The 24771-nt window shown below is 59.0% G+C and carries 14 protein-coding genes; 6 read left to right on the top strand and 8 right to left on the bottom strand.

Going from position 1 to position 24771, the window contains the following annotated elements; translation table 11 throughout:
- Positions 1–116: 116 nt before the first annotated feature.
- Positions 117–2315, top strand: coding sequence for a YccS family putative transporter (gene yccS, locus LIX91_RS10985; protein WP_226488478.1), 2199 nt, complete (start codon positions 117–119; stop codon positions 2313–2315).
- Here the strand turns inward: yccS and LIX91_RS10990 are convergent.
- Positions 2278–3033 (bottom strand): substrate-binding periplasmic protein, encoded by a 756-nt coding sequence (locus LIX91_RS10990; protein ID WP_003414394.1) that lies wholly within the window; start codon positions 3031–3033, stop codon positions 2278–2280. The two genes, yccS and LIX91_RS10990, sit on opposite strands and share 38 nt — an antisense overlap.
- A gap of 228 nt (positions 3034–3261) precedes the next feature.
- On the opposite strand from LIX91_RS10990, the gene LIX91_RS10995 reads away from it, so the two are divergent.
- Entirely contained in the window at positions 3262–3720 is a 459-nt protein-coding gene (locus LIX91_RS10995; RefSeq protein WP_002551760.1) for a GNAT family N-acetyltransferase, read from the top strand.
- Between the two features lie 7 nt (positions 3721–3727).
- Here LIX91_RS10995 and LIX91_RS11000 read toward each other — a convergent pair whose 3' ends face one another.
- From LIX91_RS11000 to LIX91_RS11010, 3 genes are read right to left on the bottom strand one after another with little or no spacing between them, the layout of a single operon-like run.
- Positions 3728–4024 (bottom strand): helix-turn-helix domain-containing protein, encoded by a 297-nt coding sequence (locus tag LIX91_RS11000; protein WP_032702587.1) that lies wholly within the window; start codon positions 4022–4024, stop codon positions 3728–3730.
- Between the two features lie 26 nt (positions 4025–4050).
- Positions 4051–4575 (bottom strand): M48 family metallopeptidase, encoded by a 525-nt coding sequence (locus LIX91_RS11005; protein ID WP_004409397.1) that lies wholly within the window; start codon positions 4573–4575, stop codon positions 4051–4053.
- Between the two features lie 32 nt (positions 4576–4607).
- A complete protein-coding gene (locus LIX91_RS11010; protein ID WP_003414388.1) occupies positions 4608–6746 on the bottom strand; it encodes an EAL domain-containing protein in 2139 nt (712 codons plus the stop codon).
- Between the two features lie 316 nt (positions 6747–7062).
- Between LIX91_RS11010 and LIX91_RS11015 the strand changes: the two genes are divergently transcribed.
- Complete coding sequence (locus LIX91_RS11015) at positions 7063–7734, top strand: polysaccharide lyase family 7 protein (RefSeq protein ID WP_003414386.1); 672 nt, start codon at positions 7063–7065, stop codon at positions 7732–7734.
- Positions 7735–7817: 83 nt separating this feature from the next.
- Here the strand turns inward: LIX91_RS11015 and putP are convergent, their stop codons facing one another.
- Positions 7818–9305 carry a sodium/proline symporter PutP gene (gene putP, locus LIX91_RS11020; protein ID WP_153222446.1) on the bottom strand — a complete coding sequence of 496 codons (1488 nt, stop codon included), beginning with the start codon at positions 9303–9305 and terminating at the stop codon, positions 7818–7820.
- A 448-nt stretch (positions 9306–9753) separates the two neighbouring features.
- Here putP and putA point away from each other — a divergent pair, with 448 nt between their 5' ends.
- Positions 9754–13707, top strand: coding sequence for a trifunctional transcriptional regulator/proline dehydrogenase/L-glutamate gamma-semialdehyde dehydrogenase (gene putA, locus LIX91_RS11025; protein ID WP_003414382.1), 3954 nt, complete (start codon positions 9754–9756; stop codon positions 13705–13707).
- Between the two features lie 212 nt (positions 13708–13919).
- Here the strand turns inward: putA and LIX91_RS11030 are convergent, their stop codons facing one another.
- Positions 13920–14780 (bottom strand): syringactin, encoded by an 861-nt coding sequence (locus LIX91_RS11030; RefSeq protein ID WP_226488479.1) that lies wholly within the window; start codon positions 14778–14780, stop codon positions 13920–13922.
- Between the two features lie 243 nt (positions 14781–15023).
- Here LIX91_RS11030 and LIX91_RS11035 point away from each other — a divergent pair, with 243 nt between their 5' ends.
- Positions 15024–16826: an acyl-CoA dehydrogenase gene (locus LIX91_RS11035; protein ID WP_226488480.1), complete on the top strand. Its 1803-nt coding sequence runs from the start codon at positions 15024–15026 to the stop codon at positions 16824–16826.
- Positions 16827–16848: 22 nt separating this feature from the next.
- Here LIX91_RS11035 and LIX91_RS11040 read toward each other — a convergent pair whose 3' ends face one another.
- Positions 16849–19470: a dermonecrotic toxin domain-containing protein gene (locus tag LIX91_RS11040; RefSeq protein ID WP_226488481.1), complete on the bottom strand. Its 2622-nt coding sequence runs from the start codon at positions 19468–19470 to the stop codon at positions 16849–16851.
- Positions 19471–19605: 135 nt separating this feature from the next.
- Positions 19606–22749, bottom strand: a complete 3144-nt coding sequence (locus LIX91_RS11045; RefSeq protein ID WP_226488511.1) for a dermonecrotic toxin domain-containing protein — start codon at positions 22747–22749, stop codon at positions 19606–19608.
- Between the two features lie 250 nt (positions 22750–22999).
- On the opposite strand from LIX91_RS11045, the gene LIX91_RS11050 reads away from it, so the two are divergent.
- Positions 23000–24742, top strand: coding sequence for a potassium/proton antiporter (locus LIX91_RS11050; RefSeq protein WP_003414375.1), 1743 nt, complete (start codon positions 23000–23002; stop codon positions 24740–24742).
- The last annotated feature ends 29 nt before the right edge of the window (positions 24743–24771 follow it).

Consider the following 24771-nt stretch of genomic DNA (forward strand, 5'->3'; position numbering starts at 1 on the left):
TCTCGACACGGCAAACCGGTATAAATTTTGCGAGGCGGATGTACAGCCAGTCATTTGGTCTGTACATATCCTCCTGCACGATCGATCAATTGCGAACAGGGCCGTCAAGCTAACCCATGGCATCGAAATCTCTCCGTCATACATTCCGTCGATTGTGGGCGCTGGATAAATTCAGCTATAGCGTTCGAGTCTTTATCGCACTGACCGGCAGCATGGCGCTGTGCTGGTATCAAAATGAAATGGCGTTACTGATCCCGCTGTTTCTGGGGATTATTGCCTGCGCCCTGGCCGAGACCGACGACAGCTGGCAAGGCCGACTCAACGCCCTGGCCGTGACACTGGTGTGTTTCAGCATCGCCGCCCTCGCCGTCGAACTGCTCTTCCCCTACCCCATTCTGTTTGTCTGTTCACTGGCGCTGGCCAGCTTCTGCCTGACCATGCTGGGCGCGCTGGGTGAACGCTATGGCGCGATTGCCTACGGCACGTTGATCCTTTCGGTCTACACCATGATCGGCGTCGATCAGCGTGGCGGTGAAGTGCTGGACTTCTGGCATGAACCGATGCTGCTGGTGGCGGGCGCAGCCTGGTACGGCCTGCTGTCGGTGCTGTGGCAGATGCTGTTTGCCAACCAGCCGGTGCAACAGGCGCTGGCGCGACTGTTTCGTGAGCTGGGCCAGTACCTGAAACTCAAATCGACCCTGTTCGAACCGATTCGCACGCTCAACGTGGAGGCCCGTCGTCTGGAACTGGCGCAGCAGAACGGCAAAGTGGTCGCCGCGCTGAACTCCACCAAGGAAATCATCCTGCACCGCGTCGGCAGCGGCCGCCCCGGCTCCAAAGTCAGCCGCTACCTGAAGCTGTACTTCATCGCCCAGGACATCCACGAGCGCGCCAGCTCGTCGCATTACCCCTACAACTCACTGGCCGATGCGTTTTTCCACAGCGACGTGCTGTTCCGCTGCCAGCGCCTGCTGCGCCAACAGGGCGTTGCCTGCCAGGCGCTGTCGGAATCCATCCAGCTGCGGCAGCCGTTCGTGTATGACCCCAGCTTCGCCGAAGCCATGGAAGACCTGCACGCGTCGCTTGAGCACCTGCGCATCCAGAGCAACCCTGCGTGGCGCGGCCTGCTGCGTTCGCTGCGCGCGCTGGCCGCCAACCTTGGCACTCTGGATCGTCTGATCAGCGACGCCAGCAACCCGGACGCCGTGGCCGATGCCACCGACAGCAGCCTGCTGGACCGCTCGCCGCGCAACCTCAAGGATGTCTGGACACGCCTGCGCCTGCAGATGACCCCGACCTCGCTGCTGTTTCGTCATGCGCTGCGCCTGCCGCTGGCATTGACCATCGGTTACGCGATGGTGCACCTGATCCACCCGTCACAGGGCTACTGGATCATCCTGACCACGGTGTTCGTCTGCCAGCCCAGCTACGGCGCCACCCGGCTCAAGCTCGGCCAGCGGATCATCGGCACCGCGATTGGCCTGACGGTCGGCTGGGTGCTGTTCGATCTGGTCACCAGCCCGATTCTGCAATCGATGTGCGCCGTGCTGGCCGGGGTGGTGTTCTTCGTCAACCGGACCACGCGCTACACCCTGTCGACCGCCGCCATCACTGTGATGGTACTGTTCTGCTTCAATCAGGTCGGCGACGGTTACGGCCTGTTCCTGCCGCGGCTGTTCGATACGTTGCTGGGCAGCCTTATCGCCGGCCTCGCAGTGTTCCTGTTTCTGCCGGACTGGCAGGGACGGCGCCTGAACAAGGTGTTGGCCAATACCCTGACCTGCAACAGCATCTACCTGCGGCAGATCATGCAACAGTACGCCAAGGGCAAGAGTGACGACCTGGCCTACCGACTGGCACGGCGCAACGCCCACAATGCCGACGCCGCGCTGTCGACCACGCTGGCCAACATGCTCATGGAGCCCGGCCACTTCCGCAAGGAGGCTGACGTCGGCTTTCGCTTTCTGGTGCTGTCGCACACGCTGCTCAGCTACCTTTCAGGCCTCGGCGCGCACCGTGATACACAGTTGCCGAGTGATGTCCGCGAACACCTGATCGATAACGTCGCTGCCACGCTGGCCGCCAGCATCGACGAGATCGCTGCAGGGCTGGCCGAGAAGAAGCCGGTTGCGGTACAGAGCGATGTCGAGGAAGAGCTGGCCGCACAACTGGAGCAATTGCCCGAAGACATGGACGAAAGTCAGCGACTGGTGCAGGCCCAACTGGCGCTGATCTGCCGCCAGCTGGCCCCGCTGCGTACCCTCGCCGCGCACTTGATCAAAGCTCCGGAGACTGCTGCAACCCATGCAGTCTGAGCAGTTCATCGTAGGTGCCATCCGCTTTCATGGCGGTAATTTCGCGATCGAAGTCGGCGACGATCTTGTCGTGGTGGGGATTTTTCAGGCTGACCAGAATATGCAGGCTGTTCTCGCTCAACGAGCCCGGTAGAAACTCGACCCGGTCACGAACCTCGTCCGGCTCCATCGCCAGGTTGTAACGGGCCACGTATTCGTCTTCCAGGGTCAGGTCGACACGCTCGGCGGCAAGCATGCGTATGGCGGTGGAGAAGTTTTGCACCGGGACTTTCTGCAGCTCGGTGTCGTTGTCAAACGCAGGGGCATAAGCGTAACCCCGGACCACTGCGATGACGTACCTGTGCAATTGCTCATGGGTCAGGGTGCCAATCGGCGAGTCCTTGCGCTTGATGAAGCGCACCCGATTGAGCAGGTATTGCGCAGAAAACTGGCCAACTTTCGTACGCTCCTCGCTGAACCAGGCATTGATCAGCACATCGTGACGCCCTTGGCTCAAGCCCAGCATCGCTCGCGCCCACGGCACTTGCTCGTACAGCGTGGTGTACCCGGCACGGCGTAGCGCCGTATTGACGATATCGGTCGCCAACCCGCCGTTGAGCAGCAGCGCGTCGGTAAAGGGAGGCCAGGGGTCGGCGACAAGACGCAGCTTTTCAGCTGCGTTGGCCTGCGCCATCAGCAGAACGACCAGCAACCCCACCGCTCGAAGCGACTGCGACATGCTCAGGTTCCTGAAAGGGGCGGCATACCCAATTTAATCCTATCGGCAGGGAAACGCTCGCGCGTTAAGGCGCCTGCCGTTTTTAATTGAAGACCTCAAGCAGGCAGTAGACAAGCCGGGCAAGCAACATGCTCAACCGGCGCAGCATTCATAACGTTGACGGCGTTTATTGGGAATGTCGCCGGATACGTTTAGACTTCGCTTCTGGTTTCCCTGCGAGTCTGCGACATGTCTATCAAATGGATCTGCAAACATCACACCGAGCTGAGCATCCAGCAGCTCTATGCCGTGCTGCAACTGCGTGCCGAGGTGTTTGTGGTCGAGCAGCAATGCGTGTATCTGGACGTCGACGGACAGGACCTGACGGGCGACACCTGCCACCTGATGGCGTGGCAGGAAGACAAGCTGGTCGCCTACCTGCGTTTGCTCGACCCCATCCAGCAAGGCGGCGACGTGACCATCGGCCGGGTGGTGACAGCGCCTTCGATTCGCAGCAGGGGCATCGGCCATGAACTGATGGAGCAGGCCCTGGAAAACGCCGAACGCAAATGGCCCGACCAGCCCATCTATCTATCGGCCCAGGCGCATCTGCAAGGCTATTACAGCCGCTACGGCTTCAACCCGGTGGGCGAGGTCTACCTGGAAGACGACATTCCGCATATCGGCATGCGTCGCGATCTGGACTGAAAACCGCTCAGGGGTACTCCAGCACAGCCTTGATGCGCGGCAGATTGTCGGCGATCCAAGCCTTGTCAACGGCGCCCCAGTCACGGATCCGGTAGCTGCCGGCGTGATTGCGGCCGCCTTCGAGCTGCTCGAAGTCACACACAATGTCCAGATCGGCAAGCGCACTGATAGTGTCCTGCGCGGTACGACGCGGCATGCCGGTTGCCGCCATCAGTTCAGGGACACTGCTGGCGACCTGTGAATCGATCAGATACGCCACGTACAGGCGGCGATAGAAACTGCTTTTGGTCTTGCTGACCTGCATCGTCGAATCCTTTTTCAGTGCCTGGCTCAGCATGGCGCTCGTGCGGCCTGCAGATCACGGTATGTCAGGTACACGCGCAAATCGAACTCCAGTTGGTGATAACCGGGCAACATGTGCTCGCACAACTGGTAGAACGCCTTGTTGTGGTCCGACTCACGAAAATGAGCCAGTTCGTGCACCACGATCATCTTCAGAAACTCCGGCGGCGCTTCCTTGAACAGCGCGGCCACACGAATCTCGTTACTGGCCTTGAGCTTGCCACCCTGCACTCTGGATATCTTGGTGTGCAGGCCCAGCGCGCGATGGGTCAGGTCCAGGCGATTGTCGAAAAGAACCTTCTTGATGGCTGGCGCGTTGCGCAGGTGATCCTGCTTGAGCGCCAGCGCATAGGCGTAAAGGGCCTTGTCGCTCTGGACCTGATGCCGCGCGGGGTAGCGCTGCTGTAGATAATCCGCCAGGCGATCCTCGGCAATCAGCTGCTGCACCTGATCCTGCAGGGCCTGCGGATAGGCCTGCAGGTATTTGAGCGGAGCATGGCTGGATGCAGTCATGGGGCCTTTGCATGAGATCGAAAAACGCCATTCTACAACAATCTGCTCTGCCTCAAGCCCGCCACGTCAAAGTGCCCGGGAAAGCGCAACGCGTCCTCTGGCACCATCGGATGAGCGATCAGAAAGCCCTGTATGACCTGACAGCCGTTGTCGGCCAGCCACTGATACTGCTCGGCCGTCTCGACGCCTTCGGCAATGACCAGCATATCGAGGTTGCGGCTCAGGTCGATGATACTGCTGGCCATCGCCGCCTCGCGCTTTGATCCGACGATGTTGGCCACAAAACGCCTGTCCAGCTTCAAGGTGTCGAGTTGCAGATTGCGCAGGTGCGACAGCGAGCATTCGCCCGTACCAAAGTCGTCGAGCGCAATGCGCACACCGACGTCATGCAGCAACTTCAGCTGTTTATGGCTGTGTGTCAGGTTGTTGACCAAAGCGGTTTCAGTGATTTCCACCTCGATCTGCCCCGGCTTCAGCTCGAAGCGATCCATCGCGCGTTTCAATTCCGAAGCCAGATTGGGCAGACAGAATTGCGTGGGACTGACGCAGACACTCAGCACCATGTCAGGCGCGAAGATCCGGCTCCATGCCTGACGCTGCTCGGCGCCCTGATCAAAGATCCAGCTGCCGAGGCGGTTGATCAGTCGAGTCTCTTCCAGCAGCGGAATGAACAGCGCAGGCGGCACCTCTCCGACCGCAGGATGCTGCCAGCGCAGCAAAGCCTCGAAACCCCGCAAGCGACCATCCGCCACGTGAATCTGGGGCTGGTACACCACTGAAAAATCCCGGCCGTCGATGGCCGTACGCACGCTTTCCTCAAGCATCAGTCGCGAGCGGGCGCGCCCGTTCATGTTCTGATCATAGAACCGATATTGCTGCCGTCCGGCACGCTTGGCTTCGTACATGGCGATATCTGCCGCGCGCAGCAGACCGTCCAGATTCGAGCCGCAGTCCGGAAAGGTTGCAATGCCGACGCTGGCACCCAGCGTGATCTCGACGCCGTCGACCTGACGTCTTCCGGATACGCGCTCAATAAGCTTTTCGGCGATCTTGGCCGCCTGCTCGGGGTAATCGAGCCCGTCGATCACCACCGTGAACTCGTCGCCGCCGATGCGCGCCAGCACATCGTAGGGGCGCATGCTGTCCTTGAATTGCTCGGCGACCCAGAGCAATACCTGATCACCTGCTTCATGGCCCAGCGCATCATTGATCTGCTTGAAGCCATCCAGATCCATGAACAGCACGACCAGGTATTTATCGGCCCGCTCGTTGCGCAACAGCATGCTTTCAACGGCCTGATAAAGCCCTCGGCGATTGAGCAGGCCTGTCAATGCATCGGTGACGGCCTGTTTTTCAAGTTGCTGATAAAGATCACGGACCACCGACATATCGAGAACCGTCAGCACCATTGCTTTCTGTTCGGCAGGCAGCGCCGCGCAGGACAACGCAACTGGCAGTTGCGTGCCTTGCGCCGTACGCAGAATGGCGTCGTGCACCCGATAGGTGTCGGACTTGCGATAGTGCTGATAGAAACCAGAATCCAGCCAGTGGCCCACCTTCGGTTCAATGATGTAGTCCAGCACCTGGGTGCCGCGAAGGTGATCGACCGAGGTGTTCAATAACTGGCAGATAGCCGGGTTGGCAAAGCTGATAGTGCCCGCTTCGTCAACGACCAGAATACCTTCGGCGACGTTGGCCAGCACCGATGCATTGAACGCACGAGCCGATTCCAGCTCCAGCGACAGCTGTTGCAGCGCACGGCGATTGCGCTGCTGTTCAAGCAGGGTCTGCACCTTGGGCTTGAGCACATTAGGGTCGAAGGGTTTGAACAGATAATCCGTCGCACCATTCGCATAGCCCTTCTGCACCGCATCCTGGGTCTGCTCATTGGCGGTGAGAAATATAATCGGCGTCAGGCGGGTACGCTGACTGCCGCGCATCAGCCGCGCGACCTCGAAACCGTCCATGCCCGGCATTTGCACATCCAGCAAAACCAGGTCGACTTCCTGCTCGAGAAGTACGGTCAATGCTTCAATTCCGGAACTTGCAGTCACGATGTGCCAGTCCGTTCTTTGCAGAACAGCGCACATCGTCACCAGATTCTCCGGGTAATCATCTACAACAAGTAAAACTGAAGAGCCATCATCTGGCTGGGTTGGCACGCGTTCCATGCTGCTTCTCTTTGTGGGCATGACGCCTGAGACTCAGGACGACCGTCATACTTTGGAATAACTCTAGCCTCGTCTCGCCAAAAGCAGAAGCAAGGCGCCTCTTCCCTACTGTCAAAGTTCGATCTAGCCGACTAACGGTCATTCTCTACACCCCTTGCAGGCTCTGCCCTGCAGAAGAAGTGACAGCACTTTGACGCCATCCGTTCGACATTTTTTTATTAACAAATTGTCCTACGAGCCGTATAAAAGTCGGCTGAAGCCTCGCGCCAGAGGCTTTTCCATGAGCGATACAAAGACATTTACGGACGGAGACAAAATGGTAGATCTTGGATCGTGGAATCTCAGCATCCCGGTGGGGTCACCCCCCAAGACCATCGAAACCGCTCAGTTAGTAAAAGGCTACGACGGTAAATATTTCAAATCCAAAACCGACTCCATTGTGTTCTGGTCGCCCGTCACCGGCACTAAAACCGAGAACGCCAAATATTCCCGTAGCGAACTTCGGGAAACGTGGTCCGACGGTTCGCTGCATAACTGGGTATATCCGGATGCCGACAACTATCTGAACGCCAAACTGGAAGTCGATCAGGTACCTTCCACCGGCAAGGTGGTCATCGGACAAATACACGCATACGAGAGCACAGAGCCGCTCCTGAAAGTCGAGTTTCAATACAAGGAAGACACCAAGACCGGCGATATCGTTGCAAAAGTTCGCAACCGCTATGACGATGACGAAAGCAAGGTTTACACCATCGTAGAAGGGGTGAAGCTGAATGAGACATTCAATTACGTCATTCACCTGAGCAAGGGCGGCAAACTGTCCGTCAGCGCCAAGGATCAGGACTGGAGCACGCGCATCAGCGAGACCTGGCGGGACAAGCCTCTGTACTTCAAGGCGGGGGTGTATACCCAGGACAATACCGGATACACCTCGGAGGGCGGCAAGGCGACGTTCTACAACCTCGACATCGATCACAACCAGAGCTGACCGACACGCTGCTCCCGGCGCACATACAGAACGGCCCGCGCTTCACGAAGAAGAACGGGCCGTTTGTGTTTCAGTCAGACCTCTCAGCGGTTGGCTTTGAAATCCTGCTCAGCTGCCAGGAAACGGGTCTGCATGGATGCAGAAGCAGGCTTGCCGATCAGGCTGAACACCACGATCGCGAGGCTGGCCAGGATGAAGCCGGGAATGATTTCGTACAGCCCCATCGTACTGAACTGCTTCCAGAGCACCACGGTCGCCGCACCCACAATGACCCCGGCCAGAGCGCCATTGCGGGTCATGCCCTTCCACAGCACCGAAATCAGTACCACAGGGCCGAAGGCTGCGCCGAAACCGGCCCAGGCGTAACTCACCAGGCCCAGCACGCGGTTTTCGGGATTGGCCGCCAGCAGAATGGCAATGATCGCGATCAGCAGCACCATTGCCCGACCGACCCAGACCAGCTCGACCTGCGAAGCTTCTTTGCGCAGATAAGCCTTGTAGAAGTCCTCGGTCAACGCGCTGGAGCAGACCAGTAACTGACAGCTCAGCGTACTCATCACCGCAGCCAGAATAGCCGACAGCAGCACGCCCGCAACCCATGGGTTGAACAGCAGCTTGGCCAGCTCGATGAACACCCGCTCCGGGTTTTCAGTCACCGGCCCGGCAACATCCGGATGCGCCGAAAAATAAGCGATGCCGAAGAAACCCACCGCCACGGTGCCGCCCAGGCACAGGATCATCCAGGCCATGGAGATGCGTCGGGCGCTGGCAATCGACTTGACCGAATCGGCCGCCATGAAGCGCGCCAGGATATGTGGCTGACCGAAATAGCCCAAGCCCCAGCCGAGCAGGGAAATGATGCCGATGAAAGTCGTGTTCTTGAACATGTCGAAGCTGGTCGGATCTTTCGCTTCAATGGCCAGAAAGGTGGTATCGACGCCGCCCGTTGCCAGCAGGACGATGATCGGCGTGAGGATCAGCGCGAAGATCATCAGCGTGGCCTGCACGGTGTCTGTCCAGCTCACCGCCAGGAAACCACCGACGAAAGTGTAGGCAATGGTCGCCGCAGCACCGGCCCACAGGGCGGTTTCGTAGGACATGCCGAAGGTGCTTTCAAACAGACGCGCACCCGCGACGATGCCCGACGCGCAATAGATGGTGAAGAACACCAGAATCACGATGGCCGAGATGATGCGCAGCAGGCCACTGCTGTCTTCGAAACGGCTGCTGAAGTAATCCGGCAGGGTCAGCGCGTCGCCGTTGTGCTCTGTCTGCACACGCAGACGGCCGGCCACGAACAGCCAGTTCAGGTAGGCGCCGATGATCAGGCCGATGGCGATCCAGCTTTCCGACAGGCCGGACATGTAGATGGCACCGGGCAAGCCCATCAACAGCCAGCCGCTCATGTCCGAGGCACCTGCTGAAAGTGCGGTGACCACGCTGCCAAGACTGCGTCCGCCGAGGATGTAATCCGAAAGGTTGTTGGTAGAGCGATAGGCCATCAGGCCGATCAATACCATTGCCGCTATATAGATCACGAACGTGATCAAGGTAGGGTTGCTGACACTCATGAGTTCTGCCTTGGCATTATTTTTATGTTGGCACCCGATGCCAAAGGGAATGGCGACCGATACTCGGCACATCCCTGCTTTTGCACCTGACACCGCGTTGACTGATCGCTCCGCAAGGATTGGCAATCAATGACTGGCGGTTGCACCGCAGGAACGAATCCTATTAAACAAAGCAAACAAGGTGCAACCCATTTCATCCTGCAAGTTGCACCTGTTACAAAAAACCTTACGCAGATGCATTTACGCGCCATTTTAGGGCGCTTTCGATGCAATCTACAAAAAATCGCGCACCAGCATTGAGCGTAGCGCTGTTTTTATGAGCCGCTCGCCGGGAGCGTCACAAAATATTCTCCAAATCGGGTTGCACCCGGTTGCACCTCACCCCGTCCCGAGGCTAATCTGCGCCAAAGCCGATGCCACCTCCGCGTGGCTATAAAGAGGACAACACATGGCCACCACCACTCTTGGCGTCAAACTTGACGACCCGACCCGCGAGCGATTGAAAGCCGCAGCCCACTCCATCGACCGTACACCGCACTGGTTGATCAAGCAGGCGATTTTCAATTACCTGGAAAAGCTCGAGAGTGGTGCAACCCTGTTGGAGCTCAATGGGTCTGCCGGGAAGGAAAACGAAGACCGCGGCGAGCTGGCAGAAGACGCGGGGCTGCAATGCTTCCTCGATTTTGCCGAGAGCATTCAGCCACAGTCCGTATTACGTGCAGCCATCACTTCCGCCTACCGTCGCCCCGAGCAGGAAGTGGTGCCGATGCTGCTCGAGCAGGCGCGCCTGAGCGCCCCGGTTGCCGAAGCCACCAACAAGATGGCCGCGTCGATTGCAGAGAAACTGCGTAACCAGAAAAGCGCGGGCGGTCGCGCAGGCATCGTTCAAGGCCTGTTGCAGGAGTTTTCACTGTCCTCTCAGGAGGGCGTTGCGCTGATGTGCCTGGCCGAAGCGCTGCTGCGTATTCCGGACAAGGGCACCCGCGATGCGTTGATTCGCGACAAGATCAGCAACGGCAACTGGCAGCCGCACCTGGGCAACAGCCCGTCGCTGTTCGTCAACGCCGCCACCTGGGGCCTGCTGCTTACCGGCAGACTGGTTGCCACTCACAATGAGGCGGGCCTTACGTCCTCGTTGAGCCGCATCATCGGCAAAAGCGGCGAACCGATGATCCGCAAGGGCGTCGACATGGCCATGCGCCTGATGGGCGAGCAGTTCGTCACCGGCGAAACCATCGGTGAAGCCCTGGCCAATGCCAGCCGCTTCGAAGCCAAGGGCTTCCGCTATTCCTACGACATGCTGGGTGAAGCGGCGCTGACCGAACATGACGCGCAGAAGTACCTCGCGTCCTACGAGCAGGCTATCCACTCCATCGGCAAGGCCTCCCACGGTCGCGGCATCTACGAAGGCCCGGGGATTTCCATCAAGCTGTCGGCACTGCATCCACGCTACAGCCGTGCCCAGTACGAGCGGGTGATGGATGAGCTGTACCCGCGCCTGCTGTCGCTGACCCTGCTGGCCAAGCAATACGACATCGGTCTGAACATCGACGCCGAAGAAGCCGATCGCCTGGAGCTGTCGCTGGATCTGCTCGAGCGCCTGTGTTTCGAACCACAGCTCACCGGCTGGAACGGCATCGGCTTCGTCATTCAGGCGTATCAGAAGCGCTGCCCTTATGTGATCGATTACGTGATCGACCTGGCACGCCGCAGCCGCCATCGTCTGATGATCCGCCTGGTCAAGGGCGCTTACTGGGACAGCGAAATCAAGCGCGCCCAGGTCGAAGGCCTGGAAGGCTATCCGGTGTACACGCGCAAGGTGTACACCGACGTGTCCTACATCGCCTGCGCCCGCAAACTGCTCGCGGCACCGGAAGTCATCTATCCACAATTCGCCACACACAACGCCCACACCCTGGCGGCCATCTACCAGATTGCCGGTCAGAATTATTACCCCGGCCAGTATGAATTCCAGTGCCTGCACGGCATGGGCGAGCCGTTGTACGAGCAGGTCGTGGGCAAAGTCGCCGACGGCAAACTGAATCGCCCTTGCCGCGTGTACGCCCCGGTCGGCACTCATGAAACACTGCTGGCCTATCTGGTGCGTCGCCTGCTGGAAAACGGCGCCAATACGTCGTTCGTCAACCGGATTGCCGACCACTCGATCTCCATTCAGGAACTGGTGGCCGATCCAGTCAGCCAGATAGAACGCATGGCGACCCAGGAAGGCGGTTTCGGCCTGCCGCACCCGCGCATTCCGCTGCCGCGTGATCTGTACGGAACCGAACGCGCCAACTCCAGCGGCATCGACATGGCCAACGAGCATCGTCTGGCTTCGCTGTCTTCGGCCCTGCTGGCTACCGCGCACAACGACTGGAAAGCCGCCCCGATGCTGGGCTGCCCGGCCAGCGCTGGCACGCTGAGTGCTGCGCTGAACCCATCGGATCTGCGTGACGTGGTCGGTCATGTGCAGGAAGCGTCCCTGCCAGATGTCGATAACGCCATCCAGTGCGCCTTGAGCGCCGGTCCGATCTGGCAGGCCACTCCGCCTGGCGAGCGCGCTGCGATTCTGGAGCGTGCCGCTGACTTGATGGAGGCTGAAATCCAGCCGTTGATGGGCCTGCTGGTCCGTGAAGCGGGCAAGACCTTCGCCAACGCCATCGCCGAAGTGCGCGAAGCCGTGGACTTCCTGCGTTACTACGCCGTGCAGGCGCGCAATGACTTCACCAACGACGGCCATCGTCCGCTGGGGCCGGTGGTCTGCATCAGCCCGTGGAACTTCCCGCTGGCAATTTTCAGTGGTCAGGTGGCTGCCGCACTGGCTGCGGGTAACCCGGTGCTGGCCAAACCTGCCGAGCAGACACCGCTGATCGCCGCACAGGCCGTGCGCCTGCTGCTTGAAGCGGGCATCCCGGAAGGCGTGGTGCAATTGCTGCCGGGTCGCGGCGAAACCGTAGGTGCCGGGCTGGTCGGCGACGAGCGTGTCAAAGGTGTCATGTTCACCGGTTCCACCGAAGTCGCCCGCCTGCTGCAGCGCAACGTGGCAGGTCGCCTCGACTCACAGGGTCGCCCCATTCCGCTGATCGCCGAAACCGGTGGCCAGAACGCGATGATTGTCGACTCTTCGGCGCTGACCGAGCAGGTGGTGATCGACGTGGTGTCTTCGGCGTTCGACAGCGCCGGTCAACGCTGCTCGGCACTGCGCGTGCTGTGCCTGCAGGAAGATTCTGCCGACCGCGTCATCGAAATGCTCAAAGGCGCGATGGCCGAGAACCGCCTCGGCAATCCGGAGCGCCTGTCCGTGGACATCGGCCCGGTGATCGACGCAGAGGCCAAGGCCGGTATCGAAAAACACATCCAGGCCATGCGCGACAAGGGCCGCACGGTCTATCAGGTGGCCATCGCCGACAGCGCCGAACTCAAGCGTGGCACTTATGTGATGCCGACCCTGATCGAACTGGAAAGCTTCGATGAGCTGCAACGCGAAATCTTCGGTCCGGTACTGCACGTGGTGCGTTACAAGCGCAAAGAGCTCGGCCTGCTGATTGATCAGATCAATGCCTCCGGTTACGGCCTGACCCTGGGCGTGCACACCCGCATCGACGAGACCATCGCCAAGGTCATCGACAACGTCAATGCCGGCAACGTCTACGTCAACCGCAACATCGTCGGCGCGGTGGTGGGTGTTCAGCCATTCGGCGGCGAAGGCCTGTCCGGCACCGGCCCCAAAGCCGGTGGCCCGTTGTACCTGTATCGCCTGCTGTCGACGCGCCCGCAGGACGCTATCGAGAAATCGTTCGTCCGCAGCGATGCGCTGTCTGCACCGGATACGCGCCTGCGTGAAGTCCTCGGCAAGCCGTTACAGGCACTCAAGGCCTGGGCTGCCAGCAATCAGCAAAGCGATCTGGACGCCCTGTGCAGTCAATACGCCGAGCAATCGCAAAGCGGCATCACCCGCCAGCTGGCGGGCCCGACCGGCGAACGCAACAGCTATGCTATCCTGCCACGTGAACACGTACTTTGCTTGGCTGACGACGAGAACGATCTGCTGATTCAACTGGCAGCCGTACTGGCGGTCGGCAGCTCTGCCGTGTGGCCGGAAACCGACATCAGCAAACCGCTCCGGGCTCGCCTGCCAAAGGACGTTCAAGCGCGCATCAAGCTGGTACCTGACTGGGCCAAGGACGAAGTCACCTTCGACGCCGTCCTGCACCACGGCGACTCCGATCAGCTAAGTGCCATCTGCCAGCAGATCGCACAACGCAGCGGTGCCATCGTCGGCGTCAACGGCCTGTCCCACGGCGAAACCAACGTGCCACTGGAACGTCTGGTGATCGAGCGGGCATTGAGCGTCAACACCGCGGCGGCGGGTGGCAATGCGAGCCTGATGACGATCGGCTGATGCCGCCCGGTAACAGATGACGCGGAGCGTCACGAACGGCATTCCCACGCTGGAGCGTGCGGAACCAGAGGTGTCTGAAAGACACCGACCGTTCCCATGCTCTGCAACGAATATCGTGCCACTCAGCGATGGCACGCAGTTATGGACGCTCTGCGTCAGCAATCTTCAAACTGTCAATACAGTACGCATAGACCGCCGCTAGTACAGCCACATTAAAACGGACATTTACTATGAACAACGTTTGCATTGTAATGGTTATATTCCTGCTTGGTTACTGCGCCTTCAACAAACCCTGCAGAAGCGGCATACATGGCTGCACCTCGCCATGCGGCACTTTCCGGCTTAGGATCAAGCGTCATACCAATCAGTGCTCCCTTGGGCGCTTTTTCAGTAATACTCTTTTTAAGCTTCTCATAAAATCCTGACTCATTAACTCTGCTACCTGACAGCACCAGGCTTTTATAAAGCAATGAGCGAATACCAACATCAGTTTTTTGCACAGCCAGCACAATCGTATCGGCCAAGATATTAATAGAATCGTCAGGCAGTGCGAGCTGAGGATCGAACGAGCTTCCCCAATTATTTCTGGTCAGTTTCAGTGCCGCCGAAGGAAGTAGTACATCCTGAAAAACAGGGTCAACCGTGATGATAGCCGTTTTTTTATCCGTCCTTATTGCGACCCCGTTCACCTCCGGAACCGCTTCACCCTCCAGCGTCGTTTTTGTACGATCCAATGAAAAAAGAATTGCAGAAGCAGCCGACTTCAGAAAAACCCCCTCCAGCCTATATTTGTCGTCGTCAAAGCTTAGCTGAAGAAGTTTTTCCCTGCCCACCTTCGGCATCTTAGATGGGACAACATATATAACCGTCACCTCGTCACTGTCTGACCATTTAAACTTATCCAGCAGTACCGTATCCAACAGCGCTGAAACTGCCCCCCACTCGACAACCTCTCCCTTTTCATCGAAAAGCTTTTCCGGCACCGGAAGGTCAACACTGGGCACAGCCTCTCCCCTCCAACCTGCCTGAATAGTAGCCGGACTTATATCCATTACAATAACCTTTGAGTCCATAACCCTTCTCCTTGATAGTCGTAGCTCATTAACTTACGCCTATACTCTGAAATAAAAATCGGGCAGGAGAACCTGATAAAAATACCAGTAGTTAGATTTTTATCGACAACAGATGCGTGGAAAGCTGACGGCCGATTTCCAGGCGTGTTCTTTTTACACCCCCATCACGCTCGTCAATCCTCCTGTTCATCGCGCACGCCCGGCTCTAGACTCGGAAGATTCCAAAAAATCAGGTACGCCATCATGTCCGAGTCGCTGCTCAGTTCCCGAAATCTGGCTTTCGAGCTGTATGAAGTGCTGGACGCCGAAGGTCTGACGCGTCGCGAGCGCTTTGCCGAGCACTCGCGGGAAACCTTTGATGCGGCGCTGGGAACGGCGCGCGCCATTGCGGAAAAGTACTTTGCACCGCACAACCGCAAGGCTGACGAAAACGAGCCGCGCTATGAAAACGGCGAAGCGATCCTGATTCCTGAGGTCAAGCCCGCGATAGACGCGTTTCTCGAGGCCGGCTTTCTCAATGCATCACGCGACTTCGAAGCAGGCGGCATGCAGTTGCCTACCCTGCTGTCGCAAGCCTGTTTTGCCCACTTTCAGGCGGCCAATGTCGGCACCACGTCGTATCCGTTCCTGACGATGGGCGCGGCCAATCTGATCGAGAGTTTTGCCAACGACGAGCAGAAGCAGCGTTTTCTGCAACCCATGATCGAAGGACGCTTCTTCGGCACCATGGCGCTGACCGAGCCGCATGCCGGTTCATCGCTGTCAGATATCCGCACACGCGCCGAGCCGGCAGGCGACGGCACTTATCGGTTGCGTGGCAACAAGATATTCATTTCCTGCGGTGATCATTCGCTGTCGGAGAACATCGTGCACATGGTCCTGGCAAAACTGCCGGATGCGCCAGCCGGGGTCAAAGGTATCTCGCTGTTCATCGTGCCCAAGTTTCTGGTCAACGATGACGGCAGCCTCGGCAAACGCAATGATGTAATGCTGGCGGGTCTGTTTCACAAGATGGGCTGGAAAGGCACCACCTCCACCGCGCTGAATTTCGGCGATAACGGTGAGTGTGTCGGCTATCTGGTGGGCAAGCCTCATCATGGCCTGAATTACATGTTCCAGATGATGAACGAAGCGCGTATCGGCGTCGGGCTTGGTGCGGCGATGCTGGGTTATTCCGGCTACCTCTATTCACTGGAGTATGCCCGCGAGCGGCCGCAAGGGCGCTTGCCGGACAGCAAAAGCCCGGACAGCAAGCCGGTGTCCATCATCGAGCATGCTGACGTGCGGCGCATGCTGCTGACCCAGAAAGCTTACGTGGAAGGCGCGTTTGACCTGTGCCTGTACGCCTCGCGGCTGTTCGATGACACACAGACCGGCGAAAGCGAAGACGATCGCAAGCACGCGCACGAATTGCTGGACCTGCTGACCCCGGTGGTCAAGTCATGGCCGTCGGAGTTCTGCCTGAAGGCCAACGAACTGGCGATCCAGGTCCTGGGCGGCCACGGTTACACCCGCGAATACCCGGTCGAGCAGTATTACCGGGATAACCGCCTCAATGCGATCCATGAAGGCACTCACGGTATCCAGTCGCTCGACCTGCTTGGCCGCAAGCTGGCGCAGAATGGCGGCACCGGCCTCAAGCAACTGCTGCGCCTGATCTCGGCGACCTGCGAACGCGCCCAGGCTCATCAGGCACTCGACGAACTGCGCCAGCCCCTGCAGCAACTGGTCGCACGCGTGCAGGCCGTCACCCTCGGGCTGCTCACCGATCTGGCACAGGGCAGAATCACCAGCACGCTGGCCAATTCGGCGCTGTACCTCAAGGCATTCGGCCATACGGTAGTCGGTTGGCGATGGCTCGAACAGGCGGTCCGCGCAGAAGAAGGCCTGAGTGGCGGCAATCAGGCCGACGGCGACTTTTACCGCGGCAAACTGCAAGCCGCCCGATACTTCCTGACGTGGGAAATACCGGGCTGCCATCACGAACTGGCGATTCTGGAAAGCCGTGATGACACCTGCCTGGCAATGCGCGACGACTGGTTCTGATGAAAACCTGGCCAGCGCTTGATCAGTGAAAGCCGAACAGATCCGCCAGTGGCTCCTGCGGAAAAAACCGGTCGACCAGTGGCTTGGCATCGTTACCCAGCTCGAGTGCGTACTGCTCTCGGCTGAAGGGCTCGCCCGTGCGCATGTCGTAAAGCGCGCGTCCTTGAGCAGGACGATCCACCTCCTGCATCTGGATTTTCATGATGCGGTAAAACTCGCCGCTCACCTCTTCGATGCTGTCGATCTGAAAGTAGCAGCCGGGCAAAAAGATCGATTCGGCTTCCTCGGGCGAGGCTGAAAACGGTGCAATCGGTGTGGCCCGCAGGTATCGGCCCTTGGGCAGAACGAAGACCACCGAGGTGTCATCGAAGGTTACCGGCCCGATCAAGGTGTTAGCGGGTGCACCGGCCCGACTGCTGGCGAAGGCGCTGACCACATAGGGGTTTTCGCTGAACGAGGTGACATCGGTATTGACCAGCACATCACCGACCTTGATCTGCCCGCTGCGGAACACAGCGCCCGATGTTCCTCGATCACCACTGCCGCCGCGGTACAACTCGACATCATTGTTGTACCCCACCACACGGGTGTCATCGGCCAGTCGTTCGATGATCCGTTCCTGATCGGCCCTGTTGCGTTCGCCCGTGCGCAGGAACTGATTGAATTCCGAATCGTCCTGGGTATAGAGCATGATATTTCTGCCGTAATAGTCGTCCTCTCCGAGCTTGAAAACCCGATGTTTGCCATGCCAAGGGTCTTTGTACACCTCATCGCCGTCGGGTGATGAGTCCGACATTGGGGCTTCTTCAGGGCTAGGTTCCCAAACCGTTATGACGGCTTTCTGCCGGGCCAGCGCCACTTCAGAATAGTGTTGCTCATTGAACAGATCCGTTTGCAGATACCTGTCCCAAAAGGCCGAGTGCACGGTCACATAAGGCTTGCCCGTCGCGGCGGATGCACTGCTTGACGGCACCGGCACATCCATCGGGGCACCGCCCTGCAGACCAGGCGAGCCAAGCAACGTCCACTCTCCGCTGGCGTTCAAGCGCACCGGTTTGCTGCCCACGAATGCAAACGGGTTGTCCGGGTTGACGATAAACCAGAACTGCTGCTGTTCATTGAACATTACGCGATAGGGCAGTTGCGCAAGCTTGATCCAGGTTTCGCCATTGCCCAGCGTGTAGATGCCGCGAAACCTGCCCTCCGCAGCTGAAGGCGTCAGGCTGTCGAGCAGCAGGTTGCCTTCCATATTGTCCAGCGGATGGGCCGGCGCGCTGCTGCTTTCCAGCACCTCGCTGGAGATCGGCAGCCCTTCGGTTGCAGCCAACGGCACAGGCTGAGGGACGGCACGTATGGACATCAACAGAGGCAGATTGAACAGCAGATAAATGATGTTGATGATCGCGCCCAGCACGCCCGCCTTGCGCTGCGCAGCGGTCTTGCCATTGACCGCCTGGTCGATGTTCAAACCGGTATTGGCGAGACTTGCGCCAACCAGCGTCAAGGCGATCGGCCAGCCCAACGGCGCAAGCCCGCCAAACGCCTGCATGAACGCGCCCAGGTAGCCGATCCACATCTGTTTGCGCAGATCCGCATTGGAGGTCAGCAGTTCACGTGCATCGGCGGTCATTCCCTGTCGGGCGACGTCTCGCAGATACACGAAGGGATCACCCGCGATAGGCGCCTGCACCAGATTGACGAGTCGAACATCGGCGCGCCAATCTTGCTCGAGCAACTGGCTAACCGCGCGAAAGAATCGATCGCTATCCTTGGTCCGGGACGCCTCACCACGCAGAAACTGGCGCGTGATCGCCTTGTCTGTGTGCTCGCCCATGAACCGGGCCTTGAGCCAGCGGTACACCGCGCGCTCGCTATCGAACGCCATGAACGGCTGCTCGGCATCGGGCCAGTAGACGATCTCGCGGCCAGCGGCGGTGACGATACGCAAAATGTCATGGGCCTTGATGCCGTCGATATCCAGCGTATGTACCGTGACACCGGGAGTTGCAGGAAGCGGACCCTGCAACGCCTTCAGCTTAGGCGTCTGTAAGGGATCGGCGGTGACGACGCACGTGACGTGCTTGAAATCATCGGCTGAAAGCTGGCCCTTGCGCAGGCAGTGACTGGCGGCGACCAGATAGCGTGCCTTGGCCAGGGTGCAAAAGTTCTCGCTGTGCAGGCTCCAGAAACGCTCCATACGGCGGGTGTACAGCGCGCTGAAATCAAGCGTCCACATGTCTCTGAGCACGTCCTGAGGAAGCATGGGCACCTCGTTGCGCTCGTCGAAAACCCCATGATCCGGGCCATTGGTATAGAAACCGCCGTACAGGGAAAGCTCGTCGCTGGCTTCCTGATCGTGGGCGCTGAAGTGCCGCATGAGCAGCTCGATCAAGGTCATCGACTGCACCGGCGTTCCGGAATGCTGCCAGCCGGTAAACGTGCGCGGACTGCTGCTGGCACTGCTGAAACGATGCCAATACACCTGCTCCGGGGCGAACACGCGCTGGGTGTGCTGCAGAATGATCCTGCTGGCGGCGGTATGGGCCAGATCGTAGAGGTCGGGATAATCGAGAACGAACTGCTGCGCACGTTCGCGCAGCAGTTGCGGGTCGGTTCTGGGTGTTTCCAGGGGGTTAGGTGTCATGACGTCTTCCTGTAAGAGAGAAGTCATGCACGTAATCATTCATCAGAGCGTTGGTGGCGCTAACTATCTATACCCTTCACCTGATGTTGAATGCATGCAGCGGCTCAGCCGACGAGCCGCTGCAAACATCGAAGGCTACCAACCGTTCGCAGCGCCTGCAGTGATTATTGCCTTGGCCTTGAAGGGGAAATAGAAGTCCACTGCATCATTCAGATAGGCGTTGTATATCGGAGACACGACTTCACCAGGTGCAAGATAGGAGCGCTCCAGCAGGTCGAAGCAGTCAGGCCGCAGCGTTCTCAGCACATCTGACATCAATTTAGGGCCGGTCAGGTACGAAATCCGCGTCATATAAGGCGTCATTCTAGTTTTCGATGCAGCTTGCGAAGCTTCATCGGTACGGTCGATGTAAGGTCTGCGAGTGCTGAAGAAAGACTTGTTCGTCTGCTTCTCACTGTCAAAACGTATTTTAATTTCTTTGAGCATCCGCTTTAAAACCGGATTGTCCGGGTGACTGGCGAAGTGGCTATTGTTTGGCCCGGTGTAGCTCAATTGCCGAGCGTCTACGCGCCCTCCTAACAGTACGTCATTCGGACCGGCCTTCAATGGGACATCCGCGAAAGGGACATTGATCGTATCGTCGCAGTCGAGATAGATGCCGCCATACTCGTCAATCAACCGATAACGCAGAATATCCGAAGCAGCCGCGTAATTACGGTTATCCGAATACCTGAAATAGTTGAATGCCTCGGCATTTTTACCCGTCAGGAACCCGGAATAGAACGGTTCTTCCTTGAGAAAGGAAATGTGCATTTGCGGGTGTTCAAAAAAGTGATCGAACAGTTGCTCATACGCCGCCGGATCATCGATATCAATATGCAGTTGAAAACGTAAATCCGGACTGGTGCGCATGTTGTGCAGCATGTTGTCCAGAAGATCTGCACCCGGCATTCGCTCCCCCATCCAGATGTGATGAACCATGCGACTGACGGGTTTGGCGTCTGCAGGCAGCCTCGGGACACGAGGAAAAGAATAGAGCTCAAAACGATGGCTCTGGGGCAGTTTTGCCTCCACTTTCAAGAATGCGTCTTTTGAACCGCGGTTCCACACCCCGTCGCGATCTCGCCACACCAGACCGACTTTGTCAGATGGGTCAGTTCGCCAGCAGCGACTGTCGGGGTCGTAATAGACATTTGTCTTTGCCCCCTTGAGCTGAATGAAATATTTCTCTACGACCGTCCCTTTCGACTGGCTCAGGACTTCCTCAATGAGGATTCCGTCCAGAGGCAACTCCACCTGCACCTTGGGCCCCCAGCGCTGAATCTCGACGGCTGGCTCTTCAGGCATGACCGCCACCACGGCGCTGTCTGCCTCACTGGCCGGCGGCAATCGCGAGCCGTCGAAGCTTTCCCCACCACGCAACCCGAGCTTGAGGTCCAGGTCCCAATAGCCGGTGTCGATAGTCTTCACATAGGGGCCCCAGACACGCGGATCAGAATCAGAGCGAATCCGGTACTGCTTTTCCTGTGGCACCCACTCGACCCGAAACGCCTGATCATGCAGCTCGATGTAACTTTTGCCTTGCAGCGGATAAATACCCGCCACTTCGCCCGAGGCCAGTCCTGGCAGGTCTTGAGTCACTTCGAGCGCGCGCAACAGGCGGCGCATTTTGGCATCGAGCGAACGCAAGGCCGGCGGCTCTTCCCTGAACACCGGAATCGGCTCGACCTCGACAGCAGGGTCGATCGGGGTGGTTGGGCCAGGAACCTCATAACCGTCTCCCGCCTCGTCAATCAGCCCGGTTTCGGCGCCCGCCTCGACCGCAGCGCCCTCCTCGGCAAGGATCGGCAACGCGTTCAACACCCCGAAGGCAATCCGCCCAAGCCCCGCCTGGCGCTCGTCCAGCGTGCGGCCATTGACCGCCGCATCGACGCCCAGCCCGACCAGCGCGAGAGACAGCCCCGCGATGACCGGAATCAGTTCAGGAAAGACGATCGCGACGCCGCCCAGGACAGACACGCACTCACTCAGCCCGCTGCTGACTTCCTCTTTCCAGTAATCGCCATGGCTGCGTATTTTTTGCAGCGCGTCCGCTTCAGACTTAGCCTTGACCCGATACTTGAAGTGCGAGAACGGCCAGGGCTGCAGCGGCTCGCCGAACTGCACCAGTTTGCGCGGGTTCCACGCCCCGGTCGCTGAGTCCAGCAGTTTCGGGTAGACAGCGAAGCCTCTGAGGGCGGTGGCAACGCCACTGTAGAAAAAGCCATCGACGTCATCCGCAGCACTGAAATGCCCCTCGAAAGACCGGCGTTTGCCTGAATCCTTGCACATCAGCGCGATCCAGTCCTTGAGCGCGTCGGCGTTGGCGAAGGTATGAATCGGTGACGAGTTGCCGGGGATATAGAGCAGCACGGTCGGCGAATCGGCACTGCGTATGACCATGATGTCGGCCGCGCTGTAGCCGTGCACCTGCAATTCGGAAATCGTCACCCGAGTGGAAATCGGCGCGGCGACAAAAGTGTCGAAACTCAGCTGTTTCCAACCCTGATCAGCGGGCAGCCCGAGCGCCTCCAGCACCCTGTCCTTGTGCTCGGCCTTGAGCGTGTTTTCCTCGGCTTGCAGCCAGGCCGACCTGAACAGACCGGCCTTGAGCATCAGGTTGTAGTCTTCTGCGTGCGCCTGCCAGAACTGTTTCAGGTAGGCGAGATAGCCGGCTTGCAGGTTGTGATCCCAGATGTATTGCTTGAACGCCTCGGCCGTCAGGCGCAGTTGCGTCGTCGAATCGTAGTGCTGCGGATCGGATTTCCGGTACACCGCCTCATAAGCGACGCAGTCATAGGACGGTAGTTTTTCATCCACGACCTGACAGTCGAGACCGTCCTCATGATGGGGCTGCAAATGCCCGAGGTGATCAAACCAGTCACCATTGCCCTTCTGCTGCCAGTTGCGCAGCAGCGCCTCGGTCAGCGTCATCGAATGAGCGACATTGGCGCGGTGAGGGGCGGGGTAGAGCTTCGGGTCTTCGATATACAGCGTGGCGATCAAAGTGTCGTCCGGATCGATCTCGATACCCCACCTTGACTGGCATTCCTGTGCCACATCCCGCGCAGCAAGGGCGGCAGGTGACTGCAGGTTGATCGGGTGAAGCCGGAAGTGATCGCTGACCGAAAAGTCCTCGCGCTCTCGCGTCAAGGACTCTGCGTCAGAGTCATCATCGCCATCCCTGTCGCCATCGTCGAAGTCGTCGAAGTTGTAATGTGCTGCAAAATCATCGTCCATGATGAAGAACCTTCTTGGTGGTTGGAGCCCTGACAGTAGGGAGCAAGAAGGCCTGGCCTGCGGTATATAACTATGTGTCAGCCGCTGGATTGCAACCAATCGTGAGCCCGGGAGCGCCGGTCTGCGTCAATCGCTCGAAATTGCTCTTTGACAGCCAAGCAATTCAACAGGTTAAATCCCTTGGCACGCGGACTGCATGGTCAGCTTTCGCCCTTCCCGCTTCAATTCAGTTTTCTACGGAGTACCGCCTTTGGACGCCACCACCATCAACAGCCTGTTCCTGATCGGCGCGTTGCTGGTAGCCGCGAGCATCCTGGTCAGTTCTCTTTCGTCGCGCCTCGGCATTCCGATCCTGGTCATCATCCTCGCAGTGGGCATGGTGGCTGGCGTCGATGGCGGCGGGATCATCTTTGACAACTATGCGACCGCCTACCTGGTGGGCAACCTTGCACTGGCGGTGATCCTGCTCGACGGCGGGCTGCGAACGCGGGTGGCCAGTTTCCGGGTTGCGCTGTGGCCAGCCTTGTCGCTGGCGACGGTGGGCGTGCTGATCACCACCGTACTGACCGGCATGATGGCGGCGTGGCTGTTCAATCTCAGCGTTATCCAGGGCCTGTTGATCGGCGCGATCGTCGGCTCCACAGACGCTGCGGCGGTGTTCTCCCTGCTGGGCGGCAAAGGCTTGAACGAGCGCGTTACCGCCAGCCTCGAGATCGAGTCGGGCAGCAACGACCCCATGGCCGTGTTCCTGACCGTCACCCTGATCGGCATGCTCGCCAGTGGGCAGACCGGGTTGCACTGGGGACTGCTGGGGCACCTGATCCAGGAATTCGGTATCGGCAGCTTCATCGGTCTGGGCGGCGGCTGGATCCTGCTGCAACTGGTCAACCGCATCAATCTGGCCGCCGGCCTCTACCCGATTCTGGTGATTGCCGGCGGTCTGGCAATCTTCGCCCTGACCAACGCCATCCACGGCAGCGGCTTTCTCGCGGTCTACCTGTGTGGCCTGGTGCTCGGCAACCGGCCGATTCGCAGCCGCCATGGCATCCTGCACATGCTCGACGGTATGGCCTGGCTGGCGCAGATCGGCATGTTTCTGGTGCTGGGCCTGCTGGTCACGCCGCACGATCTGCTGCCGATTGCGATACCGGCGCTGGGTCTGGCGCTGTGGATGATTCTGGTGGCACGCCCACTGTCGGTGATGGTCGGCCTGTTGCCGTTCAAGGCCTTCCATGATCGCGAAAAAGCCTTTATCGCCTGGGTCGGCCTGCGTGGCGCGGTGCCGATCATCCTCGCGGTGTTCCCGCTGATGGCCGGCCTGCCCAACGCACAGCTGTACTTCAACCTGGCGTTCTTTATCGTGCTGGTTTCGCTGTTGCTGCAAGGCACCAGTCTGCCGTGGATGGCCAAACTGCTGAAAGTGACGGTTCCGCCTGATCCCGCGCCGATTTCCCGAGCCGCGCTGGAGGTGCACGTCACCAGTGAATGGGAGTTGTTCGTCTACCGCCTGGGCGCTGAAAAGTGGTGCATCGGCGCGGCGCTGCGCGAACTGAAGATGCCGGAAGGCACGCGTATCGCGGCACTGTTCCGCGGCCAGCAACTGCTCCACCCGTCCGGCAGTACGACGCTGGAAGTGGGTGATCTGCTGTGCGTGATCGGCCACGAACACGACCTGCCGGCGCTGGGCAAATTGTTCAGCCAGGCACCGCAGCGTGGGCTGGACCTGCGTTTCTTCGGCGACTTCGTGCTCGAAGGCGACGCAAGGCTGGGTGAAGTGGCCGCCCTGTATGGTCTGAAACTCGATGGCATAGACCCAGGAATGCCGCTGAGCCAGTTCATCGTGCAGAAGAACCGTGGCGAGCCGGTGGTCGGCGACCAGGTTGAATGGAATGGAACTATTTGGACCGTTGCCGTCATGGACGGGAACAAGATCCAGAAAGTGGGCGTCAAATTCCCCGAAGGAACCCGCCCGGGCCCCGGACTGTTCCTTTAAACTGCCAACCCACACGTATCATCATGCGA

It is taken from the genome of Pseudomonas sp. B20, from assembly GCF_020515755.1.
Classification (GTDB): Bacteria; Pseudomonadota; Gammaproteobacteria; order Pseudomonadales; family Pseudomonadaceae; genus Aquipseudomonas; species Aquipseudomonas syringae.